The following is a 25,601-nucleotide window of genomic DNA, read 5'->3' as shown; positions in this document are numbered from 1 at the left end:
ACCAATTTTTTATGTTTTCTTAAAACTTTTGAAATGATAAAAATACGTTACGTTGTTTACTATTCATCATCATCGTATTCTGATTTATTTCTAACCCATTCATCACCAACATATTCTCTTTCTGCTTCTTCTCCATATTCAAGATCAAACAATTCGTTGAGCGTTTTATCTTTGATTATTAATTGTTCTAAGGCAACAATTATAACATTTTCAGTTGTTATTTCATCATCTGTCAAAAACTGCCAGTCACCATCTTCATCGTGGATAACCCTTATGATTGGCTTTCCTTCACTAAGCCATTGCCTGGTCGTAAAAGTGGTGAGATTTTTAGGTTCTCGAAATTTGAACTCACTATTTCTATCTAATAGTGGTTGTCTGTAAAGAAATTCTTCCTCGAAATTTTCTTCCCAAGGGAATTTATTATTTCTGTCTGTCCAAACTAATTGAAGTGCCGGAAAATCCGCTCTTTTGTAGAAATTAATTGCTGTGCCAAAATAGTCTGAAATATTATTGGGATGAACTTTTAAAAATTCGGCTCTGCTATTTTCAAAAATGTCTGAATAGTTTTTTGCTTCAACGATTGTTTCATTGTTTTTAATTATCTCGGCAGCATTATTTATAAGTGTATGCAGCAGAGAGGTTGAAAATCCAAAACAAATAATTTCTGGATGATTGTATTTTTCCCAAAGCCCAATGCTATATGCAAATGAAGGCAAGTAATCTGTTGCTTCTATTAGTATAACCTGAAGACCATATTTTTCAATATTAATTTTGATATCCCTGATTAATTTATCAGTATCAATACAATTATGATTTTTATCTGAGGTCATAGTATCAGTTTAACTTCAATTCTCTTTTTCCATCTGCCAATAATTCAATTGTAATGGTTGAAGTTTCTTCTGGAAGTAAATTTGCAATTTTTTCAGACCATTCTATAAAACACCAGTTTCCAGAATATAAATAATCATCAATCCCCATATCGAGTGCTTCGGTTTCTTTATTTAATCTGTAAAAATCAAAATGATAAACGGTTTGATTATTGGAAGTATAATATTCATTTACCAAAGAAAAGGTTGGACTGCTTGTGGCGTCCTCAACTCCTAAACTTTTGCATAACTGCTTAATTAAGGTAGTTTTTCCAACGCCCATTTCTCCATTAAAAAGAATTATTTTTTTAGGATTTGAATCTAAAATCTGCTGGGCAGCTGCCTGAATTTGATCTAATGAAAAAACGATAGTCATTTTTATGATTTTTTTGCCGCGAATTTCACAAATTTTCACAAATTAACAGTTGTTTTTCTTTTCAATTTCAATGAAAATTAGTGTCAATTCGTGAAATTCGCGGCGATATATTTTTATTTCGGATTAAATACCAAAAACGGAATAATCATTTCTTCTAACGAAATTCCGCCATGCTGATAGGTGTTTTTATAATAACTTACATAATGATTATAGTTGTTTACATAAGCGAGAAAAAAATCATTTTTGGCAAAAATAAACGAACTACTCATGTTTATAGCAGGCAAACCAATTGTTTTAGGTTCTTTTACTACATAAACGTCTTTTTGTTCGTAGGTTAAACTACGGCCCGTTTTATAACGCAAATTTAAACTTGTATTTTTATCTCCCACAACTTTTGATGGGTTTTTTACATTAATTGTTCCGTGGTCTGTGGTTAAAATCAATTTGAATCCTAAAAGCTGTGCCTGTTGAATAATATCTAACAATGGAGAATTTTTGAACCAGCTTAATGTTAAGGATCTATAGGCTTTATCATCAGAAGCTAATTCTTTTACTACTTCCATTTCGGTTTTAGCATGCGAAAGCATATCAACGAAATTGTAAACAACCGTTACTAAATCATTTCCTTTTAAGGCTTTGAAGTTTTCTGCCAGTTTTTTTCCTCCGGCATAATTAGTAATTTTAAAATAGTCTTCCTTAATATTTAATCCTAAACGTTTTATTTGTGCCGAAAGAAACTCAGCTTCATAAAGGTTTTTTCCGCCGTCTTCAACGTCATTTTTCCAATATTGCGGAAATTGTTTTTCCATGTCTACAGGCATTAAACCAGAAAAAATTGCATTTCTGGCATATTGTGTTGCAGTTGGAAGAATAGAGAAATACGGAACTTCTTTTTCTAATTTATAGTAGTTAGAAATTACAGTTTCAAAAGATTTCCATTGATCATATCGAAGATTATCAATTACAACAAATAAAATGGGTTTGTCTTTCTTTTTGATTTCAGGTACTACTAATTCTTTAAATAAATTGTGAGATTGAATTGGTTTGTCTGCTTTTGGTGCAAACCAGTCTTCGTAATTTCTTTCAATATATTTCCCAAACTGAGAATTGGCTTCAACTTTTTGAGATTCAAGAATTTCGATCATCGCCTGATCATTAATATCTTCTAGTTTTAATTCCCAAAAAAGCAGTTTTTTGTACAATTCAACCCAGTCTTCATAGGAATTAACCATTGCTAATTCCATCGAAATTTTGCGGAATTCTTTTTGATAATCTAAAGTTGTTTTTTCAGTAATTAATCTTGAATCTTCAAGGTTTTTCTTCAAACTCAATAAAATCTGATTCGGATTTACTGGTTTAATCAAATAATCAGCGATTTTAGAGCCAATCGCTTCTTCCATTATATATTCTTCCTCACTTTTGGTAATCATGATCATCGGGATGGCCGATTTTTTTTCTTTCATTTCTGAAAGGGTTTCTAAACCGCTCATTCCGGGCATATTTTCATCCAAAAAAACAATATCAAAATTTTCTTCTTCAAATAAAGAAATAGCGTCCAGTCCATTATTACTGGTTGTAACTTCGTAATTCTTTTTTTCGAGAAATAATATATGCGGCTTTAAAAGATCGATTTCATCATCGACCCAAAGTATCTTTATCTTATCCATAAACAATTTTAATTTTAATGCAATTTAAAAGTATAGAACTTAAAAAGTATTAAAAATAGTATAAAATTAGGAATGATGAAATGAAATTTATTTTGTACAATTTTTTTACTCTTTTTAATGTTTAAGAAATTACTGATAGTAAATATCAACTTTTTAAGTTAAAAACTGAAATGGGTTTCTACTTATTTACTTATATTTGTTGACCAAAAAATAACCAACTAGTGACTCATATTAATAAGTTAAAAATATTTAATGACCCAATTTATGGGTTTATATCCATCCCGAACGAACTTATCTACGACCTTATTCAGCATCCCTATTTTCAGCGTTTGCGACGTATTTCGCAAATGGGATTATCGTATTTAGTTTATCCGGGTGCTAATCATACGCGCTTTCATCATGCTCTGGGCTGTATGCATTTAATGCAAAAAGCTATTGAAACACTCCGCTTTAAGGGTGTAGCCATTTCCAATGATGAAGAATGTGCTTTATTAATCGCTATTTTACTGCATGATATTGGTCATGGGCCATTTTCTCATGCTATGGAAAAAAGTATTGTAGAAGATGTAAATCATGAAGCTATTTCGTTGTTATTTATGAACAGGCTGAATGAGGAGTTTGATGGAAAGCTTACATTGGCTATTCAGGTTTTTAAAGGCGAATATCACAGGAAATTCATGTTGCAATTGATTTCAAGTCAATTAGATATGGATAGAATGGATTACTTAAAACGAGATAGTTTTTATACGGGAGTTGCAGAAGGAAATGTAAATTCTGAACGTTTAATTCAGATGATGAATGTTGAAAATGACGTTTTAGTTATAGAAGAAAAGGGAATTTATTCTGTCGAGAAATTCCTGCTGTCAAGAAGATTAATGTACTGGCAGGCTTATTTGCATAAAACAAGTTTAGTAGCCGAATTAATTTTGATGAAAGTTCTTAAGCGTGCTAAAGAGCTGACTCTTAAAGGGGTTAAGTTACCTTGTAGTGAACCGCTTTTGTATTTTATGCAAAACAAAATTACGCTGGAAGATTTTGATGCCGAAAAACTGGATCTATTCTCTCAACTGGACGATTTTGATATCATAAGTGCCTTAAAAGCCTGGCAGAAGAATAATGATTTTATACTTTCTACTTTAAGTAAAATGATCATTAACAGAGATTTATTAAAGATTAAGCTTAGTGCAGAGAAAATCCCGATGGAAGAGTCTCAGTCTTTGAAAGAAGAATTTGCAGAAGCACATCATATTTCGGCTGTAGATGCTGGATATTTTATTTTTAGAGGTAAAATTAAGAATCAGGCATACAGTAAAGAAGCTGAACCGATACGAATTTTGAAAAAAGATAAAACAATTGAGGATGTTGTTGAAGCTTCTGACCAGTTGAATTTGAAATCGTTATCTAAATTGGTGACAAAATATTATATCTGTTTTCCAAAACAACTTATCTAAAATTAACATTTAAAATCTATTTTTTATATTTTTGTCGCGATGAAATTTACAGCAGAACAAATAGCAGGAATTTTAGAAGGAGAAGTTGTTGGGAATCCCAATGCCGAAGTTTCTCGACTTTCTAAGATAGAAGAAGGAGAGGAAGGATCTCTTACTTTTTTGGCTAACCCAAAATATATCAACTATATATATACTACAAAAGCAACTGTTACAATTGTTAACGACAGCTTTATACCTGAACAGGAAATCACTACTACATTAATAAAGGTTGAAGATGCTTATGCTTCTTTTTCTAAACTATTGCATTTTTATAATCAGGTAAAATTGAATAAAAATGGAGTAGAACCGCAGTCTTTTATGTCTGAAGGAACTAAACACGGAGAAAATCTGTATTTAGGGAGTTTTAGCTATATAGGTCAAAATGTGGTTTTAGGAAATAATGTAAAAATTTATCCAAACAGTTTTATTGGCGATAATGTTGTTATTGGCGATAATGTGTTTATTTTTGCCGGCGCAAAAATTTATTCAGAAACTATAATTGGAAATAATTGCACCATTCATTCGGGTACTATTATAGGTGCAGATGGTTTTGGTTTTGTATCAAATGAAGAAGGAGTATATAGTAAAGTACCGCAAATTGGCAACGTTATTATCGAAGATAACGTAGATATAGGCGCAAATACAACAATTGACAGAGCAACTCTTGGTTCTACGATTATTAGACAAGGTGTTAAATTAGACAATCAAATTCAGATCGCTCATAATGTTGAAATTGGAAAAAACACGGTAATTGCTGCACAAAGCGGTGTTGCGGGTTCTACTAAAATTGGCGAAAACTGTATGATTGGCGGGCAGGTTGGTATCGCAGGCCACTTAACGATAGGAAATAATGTGAGACTTCAGGCTCAGTCTGGGGTTGCAAGAAACATTAAAGATGATGAAATTCTGCAGGGAACACCATCACTTGGATATACTGATTTTAATAAATCGTATGTTCATTTCAAAAATCTTCCTAAGATAGTTGCCGAAGTTGAAGAAATAAAAAAACAAATAATAAACCCAAAAAATGGAAATAATGGTTAAACAGAAGACCATCAAAAATGAAATTTCACTAACTGGAGTTGGACTGCATACAGGTAAAGAAGTTACTATGACTTTTAAACCGGCTCCAATCAATAATGGTTTCACTTTTGTAAGAGTAGATTTGCAAGGCCAGCCAGTCATTGAGGCTGACGCTAATTATGTTGTTAATACGCAAAGAGGAACTAATTTAGAAAAATTAGGTGTTAAAATACAAACTCCAGAACACGTTTTAGCGGCAGTAGTTGGTTGCGATTTGGATAATATTATTATTGAATTGAATGCCTCTGAACTACCTATTATGGATGGTTCATCAAAATATTTTGTTGAAGCAATTGAAAAAGCAGGAATAGAAGAACAAGACGCAAGCCGTAATGTTTATGTAGTAAAAGAAGTTATTTCATTTACTGATGAAGCTACAGGAAGCGAAATCCTTGTAATGCCAAGCGACGAGTATCAAGTAACTACTATGGTAGATTTTGGCACAAAAGTTTTAGGTACACAAAACGCTACACTTAAAAGCCTTTCTGATTTTAAACAAGAAATTGCAAGTTCAAGAACTTTTAGCTTTTTGCATGAATTAGAGTCATTATTAGAGCATGGCTTAATTAAAGGCGGTGATTTAAATAATGCAATTGTATATGTAGATAAAGAAATCTCTGAGTCTACAATGGAAAATTTAAAGAAGGCTTTTGGTAAAGATGAGATTTCTGTTAAACCAAACGGAGTTTTAGACAACCTTACTTTACATTATCCAAACGAAGCAGCAAGACATAAATTGCTTGATGTTATTGGAGATTTATCTCTTATTGGAGTTCGTATTCAAGGAAAAATTATTGCTAACAAACCGGGGCATTTTGTAAATACTCAGTTTGCTAAAAAACTGGCAAAAATTATTAAAATAGAACAGAGAAATCATGTTCCTGTTTATGATTTAAACCAAGAGCCATTGATGGATATTCACAAAATCATGGCAATGCTTCCTCACAGACCACCATTTTTGTTGATTGACAGAATTATTGAAATGTCTGATCGTCATGTTGTTGGTTTGAAAAATGTTACTATGAACGAGAATTTCTTCGTAGGTCATTTTCCTGAAGCACCAGTGATGCCAGGAGTTTTAATTGTGGAAGCAATGGCACAAACAGGAGGGATTTTAGTATTAAGCACTGTTCCGGATCCTGAAAATTATTTGACATATTTCATGAAAATTGATAATGTTAAATTTAAACACAAAGTATTGCCGGGTGATACCTTAATTTTTAAATGCGAGTTGATTTCTCCAATCAGAAGAGGAATCTGCCACATGCAGGCAAATGCATATGCAAATGGAAAATTAGTGACTGAGGCAGAATTAATGGCACAAATTGCAAGAAAACAATAATAAATTAATCAAATTTATTGTTTAGGTTTGTGGCCTTCAAATTAGATTATTTTAATTTTAAAATATAAAACATAGATGAATCAACCATTAGCATATGTTCATCCTGGCGCGAAAATCGCTAAAAACGTTGTAATTGAGCCTTTTACAACAATTCACAATAATGTTGTTATTGGTGATGGTACTTGGATTGGTTCAAATGTGACCATTATGGAAGGCGCTCGAATTGGTAAAAATTGCAATATTTTTCCAGGAGCTGTAATTTCTGCTGTACCTCAGGACTTAAAATTTGGCGGTGAAGATTCTCTTGCTATTATTGGAGACAATTGTACTATTAGAGAATGTGTTACTATAAATAGAGGTACTGTGGCTTCTGGCCAAACTATTCTTGGAAACAACTGTTTAGTAATGGCTTACGCTCACATTGCTCACGATTGTGAGATTGGAAACAACGCAATTATTGTAAATGGTGTTGCATTGGCTGGTCACGTAGTAGTTGGTAATCACGCTGTAATTGGTGGTTTAGCAGCAATTCACCAATTTATTCATATTGGAGATCATGCTATGATTTCTGGTGGATCTTTGGTAAGAAAAGATGTCCCGCCTTATACAAAAGCAGCTAAAGAACCGTTATCATATGTAGGTATTAACTCTGTTGGTTTAAGAAGAAGAGGATTTAGTACTGAAAAAATTAGAGAAATTCAGGAAATTTACAGAATTTTATACCAAAAAAATTACAATACAACACAAGCTTTAAGTATTATTGAAGCTGAAATGGAAGCTACTCCTGAGAGAGATGAAATTCTTGATTTTATCAGAAATTCTTCTCGAGGAATTATGAAAGGTTATTCAGGGAATTATTAATTTTAGTCCCGATAGCTATCGGGAGGGATTTCTAAACTGTAAAAATTAAAAAGATATTAAAACATAAAATATGTAGATTGGTTTTTTTTAATCTAAAATCTACATTCTTAAATCTAAAATAAAACAAAATGGCATCTACATCAGATATTAGAAACGGATTGTGTATTAAATTCAACCACGATATTTATAAAATTGTTGAATTTCTTCACGTAAAACCTGGAAAAGGCCCTGCTTTCGTAAGAACAAAATTAAGAAGTTTAACTACAGGAAGAGTATTAGATAATACATTTTCTGCAGGACATAAAATTGATGATGTGCGTGTTGAAACGCATAATTACCAGTTTTTATATGCTGAAGGAGATGAGTTTCATTTTATGAATACAGAATCTTTTGAGCAGATTTCTTTGAATAAAAATATTCTGGATGCTCCGGGATTATTGAAAGAAGGAACAAGTGTAATGGTTCAGGTAAATACTGAAACTGATTTGCCTTTATCAGTAGATATGCCATCTTCTGTAATTCTTGAAGTTACTTATGCTGAGCCGGGAGTAAAAGGAAATACAGCTACAAATGCTACAAAATCTGCTACGGTAGAAACTGGGGCAAATGTAAACGTTCCGTTGTTCATCAACGAAGGTGATAAAATTAAAATTGATACAGCTTCTGGTTCTTACATGGAGCGTGTAAAAGAGTAGTTTATTAATTAAGATAATTTGTCAATGAGTCAATTAGATAATGTGTGAATCGACAAAATTTGAACATTCATTTCTAACTGACTCATTTTCTAACTGACACATTTTCTAATTGACAAATTTTCTAATTAAAAAATATGAAATTTCCAAAAGTTCACTCTTTAGAAGAAATTGCAAATTTGCTTAACTGCGAATTTATTGGTGACAAAAACTTTGAGGTTTTAGGCATGAATGAAATTCATGTTGTAGAACCTGGAGACATCGTTTTTGTTGACCATCCAAAATATTATGACAAAGCTTTACAATCTGCAGCAACCATTGTTTTAATAAACAAAAAAGTTGATTGCCCGGAAGGTAAAGCTCTTTTAATTTCTGATGATCCTTTCAGAGATTTTAATACTTTAACCAGACATTTTAAACCATTTCAATTTGCTAATGTAGCTGTCTCAGCTACAGCCGGTATTGGAGAGGGAACTGTAATTCAGCCCAATAGCTTTGTTGGTAACCATGTTAAAATCGGCAAGAACTGTTTGATCCACTCAAACGTTTCTATTTACGATCATACCGTAATTGGAGATAATGTGATTATTCATGCCGGAAGTATTTTAGGTGCCGATGCTTTTTACTATAAAAAACGTCCAGAAGGTTTCGATCAGTTAATTTCTGGCGGCAGAGTAGTTATTGAAGATAATGTAGGCATTGGTGCTCTTTGTACAATTGACAAAGGAGTTACTGGTGATACAACGATCAAAGAAGGAACAAAACTAGATAATCAGGTTCATGTTGGACATGATACAGTTATTGGGAAAAAATGTTTAATTGCATCACAAACTGGTATTGCCGGCTGTGTTGTTATTGAGGATGAAGTTACCATTTGGGGACAAGTAGGTACAACCAGCGGTATTACAATAGGAGCGAAGGCTGTTATTATGGGACAAACTGGCGTAACTAAATCAGTAGAAGGTGGAAAATCGTATTTTGGAACCCCAATTGAAGAATCAAGAGAAAAGTTAAAACAGTTAGCCAATATCAAAAAGATTCCAGAAATTCTAAATAAATTGAAGTAATATGTCTATAAAAGAGTTTGTTCAAAAATTTTATAAGTCGGATGCCTTGATTGATAGTGAAGTCCTGAAAACCTATTTGCATCCAGACGTTATTATTGAGTGGAATAGTACTAAAGGATTCATTGTTATGAATCATGATTCGATTTTAGAAATGGCGAATGAACTTAGCAGAGCATATGTGCGTTCTAAGGTTAGAATTAGTCATATTATTGCCGAAGATGATTTAGTATCAGTGCGTTATTCTCATTATGTAAAAACAATTGAGAATCCTCGTGAAGAGATGTTATTGGCACATTTTACAACTATTTGGCAAATAAAAGATGATAAACTTTATAGAGGTTATCAAATGAGTCAATTTTCTTAATATTTTTTTGACAATAAAAGAGGCAAAATACATTACAAAACCTTATTTTTGCAACACAAATTTAAAAACTACATAAAATATATATCATGAGTGTTTTAGTTAATAAAGATTCCAAAATAATTGTTCAGGGATTTACAGGAAGCGAAGGTACTTTCCACGCTTCTCAAATGATTGAGTACGGTACTAATGTTGTTGGTGGTGTTACTCCAGGAAAAGGAGGGACAAGCCATTTAGACCGCCCGGTTTTTAATACAGTAAAAGATGCTGTTGATCAAGCCGGAGCTGATACTTCTATCATTTTCGTTCCGCCAGCTTTTGCTGCTGATGCAATTATGGAAGCTGCTGATGCCGGAATTAAAGTAATTATTGCTATTACAGAAGGAATTCCTGTAGCAGATATGATTAAAGCAAATAATTATGTTAAAGAAAGAAACTCTAGATTAATTGGACCAAACTGCCCAGGAGTTATTACTCCAGGTGAAGCTAAAGTTGGAATTATGCCAGGTTTCGTTTTCAAAAAAGGAACTGTTGGTATCGTTTCTAAATCTGGAACTTTAACTTACGAAGCTGCTGACCAGGTTGTAAAACAAGGTTTAGGAATCACTACAGCTATTGGTATTGGTGGAGATCCAATCATTGGAACTACAACTAAAGAAGCTGTTGAATTATTAATGAATGATCCAGAAACTGAAGTAATCATTATGATTGGTGAAATTGGTGGTCAATTAGAAGCTGATGCCGCTAAATGGGTTAAAGCTGATGGTAACCGTAAACCGGTTATTGGTTTTATCGCTGGAGAAACTGCTCCTGCTGGTAGAACAATGGGACATGCAGGTGCTATTGTTGGTGGTTCTGATGATACAGCTGCTGCTAAAAAACAAATCATGAGAGATAACGGAATTCACGTTGTTGATTCACCAGCTGAAATTGGTAAAAAAGTGAAAGAAGTACTTGGATAATCTTCAAGTCTTAAAATAACAAAATTCAAAAAAAAAGTCTCAATATTTTGTTGAGACTTTTTTACATTTTAAATACTGAGGCTTAAATAGAAAAAAGGTAATGTCTTAGTACCTCGGTATCTTAAGAACTTAATAAAGAAACAATGAGTAAAGAATTAGAAAAATTTAAATCAAGTAATAGTTTTACTTTTACTGTAAATGATAGTTTAGAAGAAGTTTGTAATGCTCCGGAAGGAAGTGCAGGGATTTTTGTAGTTTATGAAATTGACGGAGATTCAAAAGAATTAATCATGGTAGGTTCTACAGGAACGGTTCAGAATGATGGTACTCTTAAAAGCAAAAGCGGTGGTTTATACGATAAAATTGTAAACGGACACCAATTTGCAAAAACGGGTAGAAAATATTCTTGGCCGGCGCAAATGAAACTAGAGAACATTTCTGTTCTTGAAGTAGTTTGGTATGAAACTTTTAATGCAGATGTTAAAGCAATTCCAACTGCAGTTGAAGGACAGGTTTTGCAAAATTTCTTAGATGAAAACGCAAAATTACCAAGATGGAATGTAGCTTTTTAAAAAGCTGTTCTTAACGAAAATTACATCAAAAGCCTTACTGAAATTTAGTAAGGCTTTTTTTATTAAGGGCGTAGGTTATTGTTTTTTGGTTTTATATATTTACTCACCAAAATAAACGAAATCTATGATTAAAAATTACTTTATACTGTTGGCTTTATGCCTTTTTAATTTTATTAATGCCCAAACAATTTCTTTTGCAAATGAAAATTTTAAGGCAAAATTACTTCAAGCCGATGTTACGAATTCTATTGCTAAAGACATCAATAACCAAAACATTAAAATTGATATTGATGGAAACGGTCAAATTGAAAAATCAGAAGCTGAACTTGTTTATCATCTTGATGTATCAGGTTCTGGCATTACATGGCTGCAGGGAATTAGTAATTTTACATCATTACGTTCTTTAAATTGTTCAAATAATGTGTTATCAGATTTAGATGTTACTTCTTTAAAATTCCTTATAAATTTGAACTGTAGTAAAAATCAATTAACGGAATTGTATTTATTAAATTTAACTGATCTTGAAATCTTAGATTTTAAGGAAAATAAATTAAGATCTTTATCTGATACATCCATTTCATATTTTCCAAATTTAAAATATTTAGATTGTAGTTTTAATAGTTTTGGACGATTAGAAATTAATCCAGTCAATAAATTAGAAGTAGTATTATGTAATGATACAAAATTAGAATTGGCAAATTTTGTTAATTTAAAAAGTGTAATAACTCTAAACTGTGCTAATAATTTACTTAAGACAGCTGATTTCATAGGGTTAACAAATTTAACTACTTTAAATTGCAGCAATAATCAACTAACAACTGTAAATATTGCAGATCTTCCTAAATTAGATACTTTTAATTGCGATAACAATTTACTTATAAGTTTATATACTAAAAATGGTATTAAAGAAACTTCCTTAAGTTTTAGTGGTAATCCAAATCTTAGTTATGTTTGTGTTGATGCTGAACGTAATACAGCTGTAAAAAATTTGATTGCCTTTTATGGATATTTAAATTGTTATACCTACACAGACTGCTCTTATAATGATATCGTAACAATTCCAGATGCAAAATTTAAAGCAAAACTAGTAAGTGCAGAGGTTAGTTTTAACAAAATCGCAATGAATGCAAACAATGAATACATTGTTGTAGACGTTAATAAAAATCGTGAAATTGAGCTGAGTGAAGCTTTGTTAGTGTATAAATTGAATGTAATAAGTTCAGGTATAGCCTCTTTGGAAGGAATCTTAAAATTTACAAATATTACAGAACTATACTGCGGTTTTAATCAGTTAAAAAGCTTGGATGTAAGCACTTTGACAGATTTGAATGATTTTAATTGTGATCAGAATGCTATAACAACCTTGAATATCAATGGCTTAAAAAAGATAACCAAATTGTCATGCGGTTCTAACAAAATTGAATTACTAGATGTTACCGGCTTAAAAGATCTTACCTATTTAAATACTTCTGTTAATACGATGTTTTCTCTAAAATTTACAGGTTTGACAAAGTTACAGTCACTTTTAATTAGAGGAAATACTTTTGTAAATAACGGAACTTTAGATTTAAATGAATTTGAAAATTTAAATAACGTTTATTGTCAATCTACGAATATTACTCAATTAAAAATAGCAAATGCTGCAAAATTAGAGATTTTGGATTGCAGCAACAATAAGCTTACAAGTTTGACAGATGCAGGCAATTTAGCAAATTTAAAAACCTTAGTTTGTCATAGTAATAAACTAAAAACTTTAGATGTTAGTAATTCCAGAAATTTATCGACTTTAGATTGTAATTCAAATTTACTCGAATCCTTATTTATCAAAACAGGAAAAGCAATATCAAGTTTAAATTTTGCATCAAACTATGATTTGTTTTACGTTTGCACAGATGAAAATCAAGTTGACAGAGTAAAATTGATGCCTGTTAGACCTGGTTTTTATGCTAAAAATGTCAATTCTTATTGTTCATTTACACCTGGGGGAACTTTTTACACTATAAATGGAAGCAGTAAATTTGATTTAAATTCAGATGGCTGTGATACTCAAGATGTACCCGTGTCGAATATTAAATTTGGTGTAGTTAACGGAGCAGATAAAAGTGAATTCATATCTGATAATACGGGGAATTATACCTTAACTATGGGAGCAGGATCCTATACAATATCTCCAAAGCTTGAAAACCCAGCTTATTTTAACGTATCTCCTCAATCAGTAACAGTGGTTTTTCCAACAGAAATAAGTCCGCTTACCAAAAACTTTTGTGTTACTGCAAATGGATCTCATCAGGATTTAGAAGTTGTTATTCTGCCATTAGTACCTGCAATTCCTGGTTTTGATGCAAAATACAAATTGATTTATAAAAATAAAGGGAATCAAATACAATCTGGAAGTGTAAATCTTGAATTTAATGATTCTCAATTAGATTTTGCAGGAGCCAGCAGTGTCGCATCGAGTTCGATGGAGAATAAATTAGTTTGGGATTTTATTAATCTCAAACCTTTTCAAACCAGAGAAATTGAAGTTGTTTTTAGTGTAAACTCACCAACAGAAACTCCTGCAGTCAATAACGGAGATAAGTTAAATTTTATAGCTAAAATAAACTCCTTAGGAACAGATGAAACCCCGATTGATAACGTTTTTGAATTCAATCAGACAGTTGTTGGGTCATTCGATCCAAATGATAAAACTTGTTTAGAAGGAAACGTGGTAAAGTCAGAATTGATTGGAGAATATGTTCATTATCAAATTCGTTTTGAAAATAAAGGAACATATTCAGCTAAAAATATTGTAGTAAAAGATATGATTGACTTAACAAAATTTGATATTTCGACATTAATGCCAATTAACGCAAGTCATTCTTATATAACAAAAATTAATGGAAATAAGGTAGAATTTATTTTTGAAAATATTAATCTTCCTTTTGATGACGCATCAAATGATGGTTATATTTCTTTCAAGATAAAAACAAAATCAACTCTTGTAACGGGTAATACCTTTACAAATGATGCTAATATATATTTCGATTATAATCTGCCAATATTAACAAACAAAGCCACATCAAAATTTGAAACAATTTTAGGTGTTGAAAATTTTAAATTTTCAGATTATTTAACCCTTTATCCAAATCCCGCTTTTGATACTTTAAATATTGATTCTAAAGATTCAATTGAAAAAGTGTCCATAGAAATATTTGATGTATTAGGGCAATTAGTTATAGCTGTACCAAATGCTGAAACTGCTGCAAAAATTGATGTTTCGAGACTTAATTCAGGTAATTATATCTTGAAAATTAAAACAAACAAAGGAACTTCCGGAATGAAATTTATTAAGATGTAAGTGTTCTATTACTTGATGTAAAAATCTTATAATTTTAGGTTATATCTTAATTAGGAATAATTTTAACATTTCATTAAGATCCCAGTTATACCAAAACAAAGAGACAGTTTTCTATATTAGAAAACTGTCTCTTTTGTGTAAAATAATTGGTTTTAAATATTTGCTTTTATATATTTATCAAACAAAACCAAATTATAATGTTAAAATAGTGTATTCTTTGTATTAAGAAACCTATTTCTTTTTAGAATAACATCCTCAAGTATGAAGACCCGAATCCTACCAATCAATTCATTTGATGACAATACGCTTTGGAATAATTTAATAGCAGGAGATGAGAAATCATTTTCGCTGTTATTTGAGCGTTACTACAGTGACCTAGTCAGCTATGGAAATTCACTTTCTCCTTTTGCAGAAAAAGTGCAGGATTGTATTCAGGATGTTTTTACTGATATTTGGGTGTACCGCAATTCTTTACAAAACAGCGTTGTTGTAAAAGCTTATCTTTTATCCAGTGTTAGAAAAAGAATCGCTCGCTTATACGAGCGTGATCATATTTTTAGAAAAACTGCGAGTACAGATGATATTGCTTTTCTTTTGGAGTTTTCTGTAGAAAATGATCTTTTGGATGATGATTATGCCACCAAAGAAAAAGTAATTTATCTTAACAAATTACTTAACGAGCTGCCTGCAAGACAAAAAGAAGCCTTGTATTTACGCTATCACCAAGCACTTTCGGTAGAGCAAGTTGCAGAAATGCTGGATGTTAATTATCAGTCTGCTAGTAATTTACTTCATCGGGGTTTACTTACCCTTCGTAAAGAATGGAAAGGCAGTTTAACTGTTATTGCTTTACTATTTTCAAGTACTCTTTAAGAAAAGTTAAAAAAGTTTAAAAAAAATCTTAATTTGGTGAGTATATAATAAGAAAACTGTCCTCTATGTTTTTGTAACCTTATTTTTAAATGCAAAAACGTAATAAATATACCGAAATAGAAGATTTCTTATCAGATGAATCATTCCAGTTGTGGGTTTTGTCTAAAGTGGATCAAGAGGGCTGGGAAGAATGGACTTTAGAAAGCCGTCAGCGCGCAAAATTGGTCGAAGATGCAAGATTAATGCTTCTTGCTATGAAAATTCCGGATACTCAATTAAGCAAATCGGATATTCATAGAGCGTTGCAAACCACGTGGCAAAAAATCCGTGAAAAGGAAAATCAAAAAACAGTTAAAACTTTAAAATTAAATTCTTTCAGAAAACGATTCGTTTCTGGAATAGCCGCAACATTAGTTATTGGTTTAATGTCGGCTTGGTTTTATAATAATCATTTTAAAACAGAAAATAATGTGGTTACCTACAAAGAACTTATTGAAGAAAACAATGAGGGATTAGTAGAGCAAACCAATAATTCCAGCAAACCGCAAATTATTACATTATCAGACGGCAGTTCTGTTTTACTGCAGCCAAATAGTAAATTAAGTTACCCTAAAATCTTTACCGGAAACGAAAGGAAGGTGTATTTATCCGGCGAAGGTTTCTTTGAAATTAGTAAAAATCCCAAAAAGCCTTTTTTCGTTTATGCGAACGAGATCGTTACAAAAGTTGTTGGAACTAGTTTTAGAGTTAAAGCTTATTCTGATCATCCAGATGTAGAAATCCTGGTACGTACCGGTAAAGTTAAGGTAAAATCGAATGAATTGGTTTCTAAATCAAACGAAGAAGAAATCGTACTGCTGCCTAATCAGGCACTTCGATTTTTAAGAAATGACATGAAATTCAATAAAATAACGAATATTACACAAGATCCTGTATTGGTTCAGAGTGTTGGAAATATCGAACAATTAAGTTTTGAGTTTAATGACATTCCGGTATCCCAAATTTTTGAAACTATTGAACAGGCGTATCTTGTAGATATAGATTATCCTCAGAATAAATTAAAAGAATGTCATTTGACAACATCACTGAGCGATCAGCCATTAACAGAAAAACTAAAAATTGTCTGTAAAAGCATAGGCAATAATACCAGTTTTGAGATGAATGGAAATCAGATTATAATAACTTCAGAAGGCTGTAATTAATTTTATGTAACTGTAATTACATAGAATCTCTATTTTTAATAACTCTTTTTTTAAAGTGTAATCTTATTTTTTAGATTAAAAATGCAGCTATTTTCTATTTTATTTCATTAAAAAAATAACCAAAAACTAAACTCAACCAGAAATAACCATTGCCTATGTAAAAAGTTTAATGCAAAAAAAAAGTGCCGAAATGCTGTAACATTATCGACACTTATAAAATTGAATTGCTTTCTGTAAAAAGTAATTCATACGTTTCTTAAAATACACTCGAATCAGTATTAATCAAAACAAATCAAAATTATGAAAAAACCAGTTGTTAAACAACGATTACTCCATAGAATCATGAAAATAACACTATTTCAGTTTGTCTTAGCACTTGTGTTTTCAAGCTTTGCAGTGGCAAATAATGTAAATGGGCAAAAAAAATTAGATACAAAAGTTACCATTATAGTTGAAAATTTGACTCTTGATAATGCTTTGTCTAAAATTGAAAAGTCGGCTCATGTAAAATTTTCGTATAATTCAAGGCTTCCTCAACTAAGCCGTAAAGTAAGCATAGAAGCGAATCAGGAGACGCTTTCCAGCATTCTCAGCCGAATTTTAGTACCGTTTAATATCACATTTTCGGAGGTTAGTAATCAAATTATTTTGCAAAAAACTGCAGGAGGAGATCCTTTTGCAACTGCAGATAATCATGATACACTTTTTGAGGTACTAACAGCAGGACCAATCATTAAAGGTAAAGTAACAGATCAAACCGGAAGTCCGCTTCCTGGTGCGACGGTAATGGCAAAAGGATCAAAAATGGCAGTTTTAACAGATTACGATGGAAACTTTTCTATCGAAATGCCTGCAAATACAGATAGACTTGTAATTTCTTACGTAGGTATGGAAACGAAAGAAATTGGAATTACTAATGTTACTCCAACTGTTGTTCTTAATGAAGCTGGTCAAAACTTAAAAGAAGTTATTGTTACAACAGGATATGAAAAAACTTCTAAAAGAACATTTACTGGAGCAATCAGTAAAATTTCTGGTACAGAATTAAAAGTTGATGGTGTAGTTGACGTAAGCCGAATGATCGAAGGAAAGGCGGCAGGGGTTACAGTACAAAATGTTACAGGAACTTTTGGTACGGCTCCTAAAATTACCGTTCGTGGATCTTCTTCAATTTTTGGAGATACAAAGCCATTATGGGTTATCGATGGTGTTGTTCAGGAAGATATTATCAACGTGACATTTGCAGATTTAGCTTCAGGAAACTCTGCAACATTATTAAGTTCTTCTGTTGCAGGTTTGAATTCTAACGATATTCAAAGTATTGAAGTTCTTAAAGATGCATCGGCTACGTCAATTTATGGTTCTAGATCATTAAATGGAGTTGTGGTTGTTACTACCAAACAAGGAAGAAGAGATTCTCCATTAAAAGTAACATATTCTGTAGAAAATACAGTTAGAACTGTACCAAGTTATACGCAATATGATATCTTAAACTCTCAGGAATCAATGAGTGTTTTTCAGGAAATGAGACAAAAAGGTTATTTGGATCTAAGTTCTTCTTATACAGGAAGATTTGGTGGAGCATATAATATTTTAGCAAGAGAAATTAATAATTATAATAGTTCAAATGGTCAGTATGGTGTTAAAAATGAGCAGCCATATATTAATGAATTTTTAAAGAAATATGAATTAGCAAATACAGATTGGTTTAGTGTTTTGTTTAGACCATCTATTACTCAAAATCACTCATTAAGTTTTTCCGGAGGTGGAAAAAACAATACTTTTTATGCTTCTCTTGGATATTACACAGATCCGGGCTGGACAATTGCTGATAACGTAAAACAATTATCATCAAACCTTAAAGGAACTTTTTTCATAAATGACAGATTAAATATTACTTTATCTACATTAGGATCTATTCGTAATCAAGTAGCTCCTGGGGCATACGAGAGTAAACAAGATGTTGTATTTGGTAAAACAACAAGAGATTTTGATATTAATCCATTTAATTATGTTTTAAGCACAAGCAGAACTTTAAGACCTTATGACGATAATGGAAATTTAGAATACTATCAAAATAACTGGGCTCCAATGAATATTGTAAACGAGCTGGCAAATAATACTTTAGATATTAAAGTTAATGATATTCGTTTTCAGGCGGACTTAGAATATAAAATTAATAAAAATTTGACTTACAATCTTACAGGTTCTGCACGTTATGCAAATACTTCGAGAGAACATAAAATTTATGAAGGTTCGAATGTAGTAGGAGCTTATAACGCAGGTGTTGGTGATAATGTAAATACTCAAATTCAAAAAGACAACGTGTTTTTATATCAAAATCCAAATGATTTAACAGCACCAAAAGTATCTGTATTGCCTAGTGGTGGATTTTTGAGAAAATATACTAACGACATGACTTCTTATAACATTAGAAACAGTGTTACATACCGAAATGTAATTCAGGAAAAACACGAAGTTGAAGGTTTCTTCGGTACAGAGCTTAGGTCTGTAGATAGAAACAATGATAATTTTACAGCAGCGGGTATTCAATATGACAAAGGTTTAACGCCTTTTGTTGACCCAAAAATTATTGAAAAAATTGTAAATGGAGGCGATTCATATTATAATTTCGGAGAAGAAAGAGAAAGAACAGTTGGTTTCTTTGGAAAAGTAGGATACACTTACGATCGTCGTTATACAGCATCTTTAACTGGTCGTTATGATGGTTCAAACAGACAAGGAGATACGGGATCATCAAGATGGCTGCCAACTTATACAGTGAGTGGTAAATGGAATGTAGCAGAAGAAAGCTTCATGAAAAATAATGAAACGGTAAATACTTTGGCAGTAAGAGCTTCTTACGGACTTACGGCTACTGCCGGTCCGGCAACCAATTCATTAGCCATTTATAAAAGTTTTGTAACAGATCGTTTTAATATTTCTGATAGAGAAAATGCTATTACAATTGAGGATTTACAAAATAAAGATTTAACATGGGAAAAACAATTCGAAACTAATATTGGTGTCGATTTAGGAATGTTTAATAATAGAGTGTCATTAGCAACAGATGTTTACAGACGTAAAGCATTTGACCTGATTGATTATGTAATTACTTCAGGTGTGGGCGGAGAATCAATTAAACAAGGAAATAATGCCGATATGGAAACTAAAGGTATTGAGCTTGGTATTACTACTCAAAATGTTGTAACAAATAACTTTAAGTGGTCAACTACATTAAACTTCTCAGTTTACGATCAAAAAATAACAAAACTGGCAAACAAACCGTCGGCTTTTGATTTAGTAGACTCTAACGGAGGAAACTCTATTGGACATCCTAGAAATTCTATTTATTCCTATCAGTTTGCAGGATTGAATAATCAGGGATTACCAACTTTTAATTTACAAGATGGTGCTGAAAATAATATTACAGGAGCTGATTTTCAAGACACTAAAGATGTTACCAGCTATTTAAAATACGAAGGATCTATTGAGCCAAATAAATCTATTGGTCTTGCAAACACATTTACTTATAAAAGCTGGTCATTATATGTATTTGTTGTTGGTTCTGGAGGAAATAAAGTTCGTTTAAACCCTGTTTACAGCAACAAGTATAATGATTTAACAGTTTTCACTAAAGAATTTTCTAATCGCTGGATAAATCCTGGAGACGAAAATAGAACAAACGTTCCTGTTATTGCAGATGAATTATTAAATAGAAATTACGGAGATAGAGATCTTGAAATTGCCTACAATACTTATAACTTTTCTGATGTAAGAATTGCTGACGGTGATTTTGTAAGATTGAAAAACGTTTCATTAAGCTGGGAATTCCCTAAAGATTACAAGAGAAAACTAGGTCTAAGTACTTTTACATTAAAAGGTTCAGCAGTGAATCCATGGTTGATTTATTCTGATAAAAGATTAAACGGCCAAGACCCGGAATTCCGTAATACAGGAGGTGTTGCTTTTCCAATCACTTCTCAGTACACATTTAGTTTAAATGTTTCATTCTAATATAATTAATATGAAAAATATAAAAATAACACTTTTATTATTATTGGTGATAAGTCTTAGCAGCTGTGATGAATTTCTTTCAGAGATTCCAGATAATAGAACTCAAATTGATACCCCGGAAAAAATATCAGAATTATTGGTTACGGCATATCCTAATAAAAATTATGCCTTAATGACCGAAACAATGTCTGATAATGCTTTTGATAGTGAAACACAATTATCTGACGTAGACAACAGACAGAGTTTCAACTGGGAAATGCAGACTCAGTTAGGAATTGATACGGAATCAGATTTTTGGAATGCATCTTATGAAGCAATAGCAGCAGCAAATCAGGCCTTAAAAGCAATAGAAGAGTTAGGAAGTCCTTCTAGTTTGAATCCGCAGAAAGGAGAAGCTTTAATAGCAAGAGCTTATAATCATTTTATGTTAGTTTCATTATGGTCAAATAGATACAATCCTTCAACTGCATCAACAGATTTAGGAATTCCTTATGTAACTAAGCCGGAAGACGAATTGCTGGCTAAATACAAACGTAATTCTGTAAAAGAAGTATTTGATTTTATAGAACAGGATATTACTGAAGGAATGAAGTACATAACTAATAATTATAAAGAACCTAAATACCATTTTACTATTGATGCGGCAAAAGCATTTGCAAGCCGTTTTTACGTAGTAAAAGGAGATTGGGATAAAGTATTGGAGTATTCAAAAGGTTTAGGCGCTAAGCCAACAACTTTACGTGATTATGTTGCATTCAACGCTACGCCTTCAGCTCAAAAATCTCTTGAATATTCAAAAGCAGAGCAACCTGCAAATTTATTGGTGGCTTATCCAAATTCAATTGTTGGAAGAGGATATTCTAATAGATTCTATCTTGCCGAAAACAGAGCAGATGAAATTTTAGGAAGCGAAACAAACATTTGGGGAAAAAACTGGCTGATTTTTACTTCTTCTTTTTACGAAAACAATGTGCTTATTCCTAAATACTACGAGTATTTTAAATATACCAATGTAACAGCAGGTATTGGTGAAGCATATACAGGTGTAGTACTTTTAAGTAATGATGAGTTTTTCTTAAATAGAATTGAAGCTTATGTTATGAAAAATCAGTTTGCAGAAGCAAATGCTGGACTAGAGTATCTTTTTAGCCTGAGAACACAAGGATATAATGCAGCTACAGATAAAATTACTGAAACAAACATTGCAGCTATGTATCCGGTTGTTGCCAATGAATTTACTCCGTTTTATGACTTGACTCCTCTACAGGCTTCCTATATTAAAGCTATTACAGAAGCCAGAAGAAGAGAATTTATTCATGAAGGATTGAGATGGTTTGATATTAAACGTTTTAATCTTGTAGTTGAACATATTACTAAAGATAATGGACAACCCATTAGAACTAATATTTTGACTAAAGACGATAAACGCAGGGCATTACAAATACCACAAAGAGCATCTGATAACGGAATCGAAAAAAATCCTAGATAAAAAATTTAACATTAATGATTATGAAAATATTACAAAAATATAAGGCGATTGCAATGATTTCAGCATCAATGTTGTTTGTTGCCTGCGCTCAGGAAGACCAGCCAAAAGAGTCTCAATTAGATTATACAGTACAAAATAAAACAGAATTAGATAATTGGATAGGAACTAGTTTTTTAGACCCATATAATATAAAAGTATATTACGAATGGAATCAAAATTTAGTAGATAATAATCGTTTTCTATTCCCGCCAACGGTAGATAAAGTACAACCAGCACTAGAAGTCGTAAAAAAAATCTGGATTGATAGTTATTCTACAATTGGAGGAGCTGATTTTGTAAAGAAAATTTCTCCAAGGGAGTTTGTTTTAGTGGGAGGAACTAACTTAAATACTTCGGGTACAATGACATTAGGATTGGCCGAAGGCGGTCAAAGAGTTACCCTTTTTCAATTAGATTATTTAAACAGAAAGAGCAGAGCAGACGTTACAGAGTTTATCCATACAATTCAACATGAGTATGTGCATATTTTGAATCAGACAAAACCTTTTGATGAACAAGCCTGGGCTAAATTAACACCATCAGGATATACTTCAAGCTGGTATGTTCAGCCTACTGCAACTTCAAGATCATTGGGATTCATTACAAGTTATGCAAGATTAAATATTTATGAAGATTTTGCCGAAACAGCCTCAATTATTTTAACAAGTTCAAAAGCAGAGTATGATGCAATTTTAGCCAGCGTTACTGATGTGAATGCGAAAGCGAATCTTAAGAAAAAAGAAGCAATTGTAGTTCAATATTATAAAGATAACTTTAATATGGATTTTTATGCTTTAAGAGATGAAGCACAAAAAAATACAACAGCTGTAATCAATAATTAAGGACAAGTAATAATTTATATAAAATCAATATTATGAAAGTAAAACATATATATAAGTACCTGTTAATTGTTCTTATAGCAGTTATAATGGGCGCATGTACCAGTACAGAAGCGGATGCAAAATTTGATGAAAATCCTCTGGAGCGAGTAAATGCGAGAAAAAAAGAATTAAACGATTTGCTGCTGTCTTCTGCAGAAGGTTGGAAATTAGTTTATTATACAGATAATTCACAATTAGGAGGCTGGACACATTTATTTAAATTTCTACCTGATGGAAAAGTAGATATGGCATCAGATTTTGACGCAGATACAGGTGTTTACAGAAGCCAGTACGAACTTCAATTAGGAAGTACAGTTAGTTTGGTTTTTACAACTGCAAACAGAATACACCTTTTGTCGCAGTCAGATAACTATCCTACAGCAGCATTGTTAGGTAAAGGATATTTGGGGGATTTTCAGTTCTTTTATTATGGACAAGAAAACGGCGAAATCATTTTTAAAACCAACAGAGACTTTAAAGAAATACGTTTTGTTAAAGCAACTGCGCAAGATTGGACTGATTTAGAAAAAAATACAATCTCAAGCGATAATATTTCTAGTAAACTATATAGGTTATTAGACATAAACGATGGTGCAGCAACACAACACTATGATTTTGATGTTAATTATGATGCTCGTTTTGCAGTAGCAAATTCATTAGAAACAGGTGTTTCAAAAGGTATAAATATTGCTTATCAGTTAACACCAAGCGGAATAACTGTAAAACCGGAAATTGAAGTTAAAGGTCAAAAATTGTCTAATTTTATTTATGATGCCGCAACAGAAAATTTTGTAGCAGTTGGAACAAATGGCGTAAGTGCAACAATTAAATATACATTTACACCTCCAGTTTTAACAGATGATTATAAAATCGCGCTTGCGGGACAGCCGGCTTCTGTATTTGGTTACTATTCTGACGACACAACAGCTGATGCTCCTACAAACACAAAACAATTCAAAGATGCTTTAGCTAAAGCAAATGAACTTTTAGGAAATGGCGACGAAATAACCAGTGTGCAGATTTACTTTAACCATGCAACACTAGGAAATCTAATCTATTACACATTTGCAAAAAGAGCCGCATTTATCCATAGAATTGATGTAGTTGAAGACGCAGCTGGTAAAAAGATTATTTTAAAACATAAATCAGGAGTTGTACCAGCATTCCTTGTAGATTTTGAGAAGTATTTGTTAGATCCTACTGGAGTTTATGTGAAAAAAGAAGCATTTAAGCTGTCTTATCCTAATTTAATCTACACTTTTACCAGTGCAGGCAGTAGCTTTCGAATTACTGCGTATAAATTATAAAATATTCCCCTTAAAAAGCAACTCAAATTGAGTTGCTTTTAACTTTTTTTACAATAGTAAATATGATATTTTAACATTAAAAATAAGTATTATATTGCTAAAATTGTTATTTTTACTTTTAATTAATAAGTAAAAAATTACAATTATGAAGATGAAAAAACAAACAGAAATTTTAAAATTCGTTAACTCGAAATTATTGTTTTTAGGAATTTTTGCATTAGTCAATATGTGGATTTTTCATTCGTGTACAACTGAAGATGCTTCCAATAATAGCTCGGGGCAAAGTGAGAAAAATGTAAAAATTGATAATTCAAACAGTAACAATACAAATAGGCTTGGCGAAAATGGTCCCGGAGGTATTGATGGTAATGTCAGTTCATTTTCAAATAAAATCTTTTTTAATTCTGGCAGATTGGAATCAGAGTTAAATAAAAACTTATATGTTGGTTTTAATGAAGAAACAATGAACATGTTGAATGCAGCGCAAAATGAAAATGATTTAAAAATAGTTTTTGAGAGAGCAGGAATAGCGAATAGTCAAGAGATTATTGATATTTTAAAGAGTAATGTTGAGGCTCAACAAGCATTTATCTCTGAAAATCCAGATTTTTACAATCTTACGGTTGAAGAGCAAAGTGTTTTATTAAATTTTAGTGCAGAAGAATCCAAAAAAAAATACGCTAATAATGTGACACTCTTAGATCCCAACAATTATTTGGTTCCTGATTGTGCACATGCCTTCAATACCAGTATTAGTAGATGTGCAGGGGATTTTGGAACTTGTGCTGTATTTGCTGTAGCTGGAGCATATGCTGGACTGGCACCTGGATTATTAGCCGCTGCTTATTGTATGGTTACAAAGATTACTTGTGATAATAGAGCAAAAAGAGACTTTAAAGATTGTGGAGCAAAAGAGATAGGAACACCAGATATTGATGGCGTATTAACTTTACATTGTGATTTAGATAGTTGCTGGACTACAGATCGCAGAGGGGTGTTTGTTAGAAGAATCAGATAATTATTTATATTGTGATAAAAAAATATCTTACATCAATAAATATTATTTTCTTTTTATGGGGATTAGTTCTAGTTACTATATCACAATTGTATAATA

The 25,601-nt window shown here is 31.9% G+C and carries 20 protein-coding genes; 17 read left to right on the top strand and 3 right to left on the bottom strand.

Annotated elements, in window-relative coordinates; translation table 11 throughout:
* Window positions 1-59: 59 nt before the first annotated feature.
* The 3 genes from L1276_RS00940 to L1276_RS00930 form a co-directional block, all read right to left on the bottom strand.
* On the bottom strand, window positions 60-830 hold the full coding sequence (locus tag L1276_RS00940; protein ID WP_253784546.1) for a DUF4262 domain-containing protein: 771 nt from the start codon (window positions 828-830) through the stop codon (window positions 60-62).
* A gap of 4 nt (window positions 831-834) precedes the next feature.
* The gene (tsaE, locus tag L1276_RS00935) at window positions 835-1,242 is read right to left on the bottom strand and encodes a tRNA (adenosine(37)-N6)-threonylcarbamoyltransferase complex ATPase subunit type 1 TsaE (protein WP_253784544.1); all 408 of its coding nucleotides are present in this window, start codon (window positions 1,240-1,242) and stop codon (window positions 835-837) included.
* 113 nt (window positions 1,243-1,355) lie between these two features.
* Entirely contained in the window at window positions 1,356-2,909 is a 1,554-nt protein-coding gene (locus tag L1276_RS00930) for a bifunctional response regulator/alkaline phosphatase family protein (protein ID WP_253784541.1), read from the bottom strand.
* A 221-nt stretch (window positions 2,910-3,130) separates the two neighbouring features.
* Between L1276_RS00930 and L1276_RS00925 the strand changes: the two genes are divergently transcribed.
* From L1276_RS00925 to L1276_RS00845, 17 genes are all read left to right on the top strand, one after another.
* Window positions 3,131-4,360 (top strand): HD domain-containing protein, encoded by a 1,230-nt coding sequence (locus L1276_RS00925; protein ID WP_253784539.1) that lies wholly within the window; start codon window positions 3,131-3,133, stop codon window positions 4,358-4,360.
* A 39-nt stretch (window positions 4,361-4,399) separates the two neighbouring features.
* Window positions 4,400-5,443 (top strand): UDP-3-O-(3-hydroxymyristoyl)glucosamine N-acyltransferase, encoded by a 1,044-nt coding sequence (gene lpxD, locus L1276_RS00920; protein ID WP_253784536.1) that lies wholly within the window; start codon window positions 4,400-4,402, stop codon window positions 5,441-5,443.
* Window positions 5,436-6,824 carry a bifunctional UDP-3-O-[3-hydroxymyristoyl] N-acetylglucosamine deacetylase/3-hydroxyacyl-ACP dehydratase gene (locus tag L1276_RS00915; RefSeq protein WP_253784533.1) on the top strand — a complete coding sequence of 463 codons (1,389 nt, stop codon included), beginning with the start codon at window positions 5,436-5,438 and terminating at the stop codon, window positions 6,822-6,824. The genes lpxD and L1276_RS00915 overlap by 8 nt, the downstream gene beginning before the upstream one ends.
* A gap of 75 nt (window positions 6,825-6,899) precedes the next feature.
* Window positions 6,900-7,685, top strand: coding sequence for an acyl-ACP--UDP-N-acetylglucosamine O-acyltransferase (gene lpxA / locus L1276_RS00910; protein ID WP_029270176.1), 786 nt, complete (start codon window positions 6,900-6,902; stop codon window positions 7,683-7,685).
* A gap of 128 nt (window positions 7,686-7,813) precedes the next feature.
* Window positions 7,814-8,380: an elongation factor P gene (gene efp / locus L1276_RS00905; RefSeq protein ID WP_047775112.1), complete on the top strand. Its 567-nt coding sequence runs from the start codon at window positions 7,814-7,816 to the stop codon at window positions 8,378-8,380.
* 134 nt (window positions 8,381-8,514) lie between these two features.
* The gene (locus L1276_RS00900) at window positions 8,515-9,444 is read left to right on the top strand and encodes a UDP-3-O-(3-hydroxymyristoyl)glucosamine N-acyltransferase (RefSeq protein ID WP_253784531.1); all 930 of its coding nucleotides are present in this window, start codon (window positions 8,515-8,517) and stop codon (window positions 9,442-9,444) included.
* 1 nt (window position 9,445) lies between these two features.
* On the top strand, window positions 9,446-9,808 hold the full coding sequence (locus L1276_RS00895) for a nuclear transport factor 2 family protein (protein WP_253784528.1): 363 nt from the start codon (window positions 9,446-9,448) through the stop codon (window positions 9,806-9,808).
* Between the two features lie 86 nt (window positions 9,809-9,894).
* Window positions 9,895-10,767, top strand: coding sequence for a succinate--CoA ligase subunit alpha (gene sucD / locus L1276_RS00890; protein ID WP_133523977.1), 873 nt, complete (start codon window positions 9,895-9,897; stop codon window positions 10,765-10,767).
* Between the two features lie 143 nt (window positions 10,768-10,910).
* Window positions 10,911-11,339 (top strand): hypothetical protein, encoded by a 429-nt coding sequence (locus L1276_RS00885; protein ID WP_253784525.1) that lies wholly within the window; start codon window positions 10,911-10,913, stop codon window positions 11,337-11,339.
* A gap of 124 nt (window positions 11,340-11,463) precedes the next feature.
* Window positions 11,464-14,679 carry a T9SS type A sorting domain-containing protein gene (locus tag L1276_RS00880; protein WP_253784523.1) on the top strand — a complete coding sequence of 1,072 codons (3,216 nt, stop codon included), beginning with the start codon at window positions 11,464-11,466 and terminating at the stop codon, window positions 14,677-14,679.
* Between the two features lie 261 nt (window positions 14,680-14,940).
* On the top strand, window positions 14,941-15,552 hold the full coding sequence (locus L1276_RS00875; protein ID WP_253784520.1) for an RNA polymerase sigma factor: 612 nt from the start codon (window positions 14,941-14,943) through the stop codon (window positions 15,550-15,552).
* Window positions 15,553-15,641: 89 nt separating this feature from the next.
* Window positions 15,642-16,754 carry a FecR family protein gene (locus L1276_RS00870; protein WP_253784518.1) on the top strand — a complete coding sequence of 371 codons (1,113 nt, stop codon included), beginning with the start codon at window positions 15,642-15,644 and terminating at the stop codon, window positions 16,752-16,754.
* Between the two features lie 300 nt (window positions 16,755-17,054).
* Window positions 17,055-20,771, top strand: coding sequence for a SusC/RagA family TonB-linked outer membrane protein (locus L1276_RS00865; RefSeq protein WP_253784516.1), 3,717 nt, complete (start codon window positions 17,055-17,057; stop codon window positions 20,769-20,771).
* Window positions 20,772-20,781: 10 nt separating this feature from the next.
* Window positions 20,782-22,260: a RagB/SusD family nutrient uptake outer membrane protein gene (locus tag L1276_RS00860; protein WP_253784513.1), complete on the top strand. Its 1,479-nt coding sequence runs from the start codon at window positions 20,782-20,784 to the stop codon at window positions 22,258-22,260.
* Window positions 22,261-22,280: 20 nt separating this feature from the next.
* Window positions 22,281-23,141, top strand: a complete 861-nt coding sequence (locus L1276_RS00855; protein ID WP_253784510.1) for a putative zinc-binding metallopeptidase — start codon at window positions 22,281-22,283, stop codon at window positions 23,139-23,141.
* A 32-nt stretch (window positions 23,142-23,173) separates the two neighbouring features.
* Window positions 23,174-24,487: a DUF4302 domain-containing protein gene (locus tag L1276_RS00850; protein ID WP_253784506.1), complete on the top strand. Its 1,314-nt coding sequence runs from the start codon at window positions 23,174-23,176 to the stop codon at window positions 24,485-24,487.
* A gap of 145 nt (window positions 24,488-24,632) precedes the next feature.
* Window positions 24,633-25,505, top strand: a complete 873-nt coding sequence (locus tag L1276_RS00845) for a hypothetical protein (RefSeq protein ID WP_253784504.1) — start codon at window positions 24,633-24,635, stop codon at window positions 25,503-25,505.
* The last annotated feature ends 96 nt before the right edge of the window (window positions 25,506-25,601 follow it).

It is taken from the genome of Flavobacterium sp. HSC-32F16 (assembly GCF_024171645.1).
Taxonomy (GTDB): Bacteria; Bacteroidota; Bacteroidia; order Flavobacteriales; family Flavobacteriaceae; genus Flavobacterium.
The sequence above is the reverse complement of the archived record's forward strand: the minus strand, read 5'-3'. Positions and strand labels throughout refer to the sequence as shown.

Excerpts from the sequence above, each read along its gene's own strand:
- L1276_RS00850 (WP_253784506.1), top strand. The coding sequence starts at position 23,174 with ATGAAAGTAAAACATATATATAAGTACCTGTTAATTGTTCTTATAGCA.
- L1276_RS00875 (WP_253784520.1), top strand. The coding sequence starts at position 14,941 with ATGAAGACCCGAATCCTACCAATCAATTCATTTGATGACAATACGCTT.
- L1276_RS00885 (WP_253784525.1), top strand. The coding sequence starts at position 10,911 with ATGAGTAAAGAATTAGAAAAATTTAAATCAAGTAATAGTTTTACTTTT.
- L1276_RS00880 (WP_253784523.1), top strand. The coding sequence starts at position 11,464 with ATGATTAAAAATTACTTTATACTGTTGGCTTTATGCCTTTTTAATTTT.
- tsaE (WP_253784544.1), bottom strand. The coding sequence starts at position 1,242 with ATGACTATCGTTTTTTCATTAGATCAAATTCAGGCAGCTGCCCAGCAG.
- L1276_RS00940 (WP_253784546.1), bottom strand. The coding sequence starts at position 830 with ATGACCTCAGATAAAAATCATAATTGTATTGATACTGATAAATTAATC.
- efp (WP_047775112.1), top strand. The coding sequence starts at position 7,814 with ATGGCATCTACATCAGATATTAGAAACGGATTGTGTATTAAATTCAAC.
- L1276_RS00895 (WP_253784528.1), top strand. The coding sequence starts at position 9,446 with ATGTCTATAAAAGAGTTTGTTCAAAAATTTTATAAGTCGGATGCCTTG.
- L1276_RS00930 (WP_253784541.1), bottom strand. The coding sequence starts at position 2,909 with ATGGATAAGATAAAGATACTTTGGGTCGATGATGAAATCGATCTTTTA.
- L1276_RS00860 (WP_253784513.1), top strand. The coding sequence starts at position 20,782 with ATGAAAAATATAAAAATAACACTTTTATTATTATTGGTGATAAGTCTT.
- L1276_RS00870 (WP_253784518.1), top strand. The coding sequence starts at position 15,642 with ATGCAAAAACGTAATAAATATACCGAAATAGAAGATTTCTTATCAGAT.
- L1276_RS00915 (WP_253784533.1), top strand. The coding sequence starts at position 5,436 with ATGGTTAAACAGAAGACCATCAAAAATGAAATTTCACTAACTGGAGTT.
- L1276_RS00845 (WP_253784504.1), top strand. The coding sequence starts at position 24,633 with ATGAAGATGAAAAAACAAACAGAAATTTTAAAATTCGTTAACTCGAAA.
- sucD (WP_133523977.1), top strand. The coding sequence starts at position 9,895 with ATGAGTGTTTTAGTTAATAAAGATTCCAAAATAATTGTTCAGGGATTT.
- lpxD (WP_253784536.1), top strand. The coding sequence starts at position 4,400 with ATGAAATTTACAGCAGAACAAATAGCAGGAATTTTAGAAGGAGAAGTT.
- L1276_RS00900 (WP_253784531.1), top strand. The coding sequence starts at position 8,515 with ATGAAATTTCCAAAAGTTCACTCTTTAGAAGAAATTGCAAATTTGCTT.
- L1276_RS00865 (WP_253784516.1), top strand. The coding sequence starts at position 17,055 with ATGAAAAAACCAGTTGTTAAACAACGATTACTCCATAGAATCATGAAA.
- lpxA (WP_029270176.1), top strand. The coding sequence starts at position 6,900 with ATGAATCAACCATTAGCATATGTTCATCCTGGCGCGAAAATCGCTAAA.
- L1276_RS00855 (WP_253784510.1), top strand. The coding sequence starts at position 22,281 with ATGAAAATATTACAAAAATATAAGGCGATTGCAATGATTTCAGCATCA.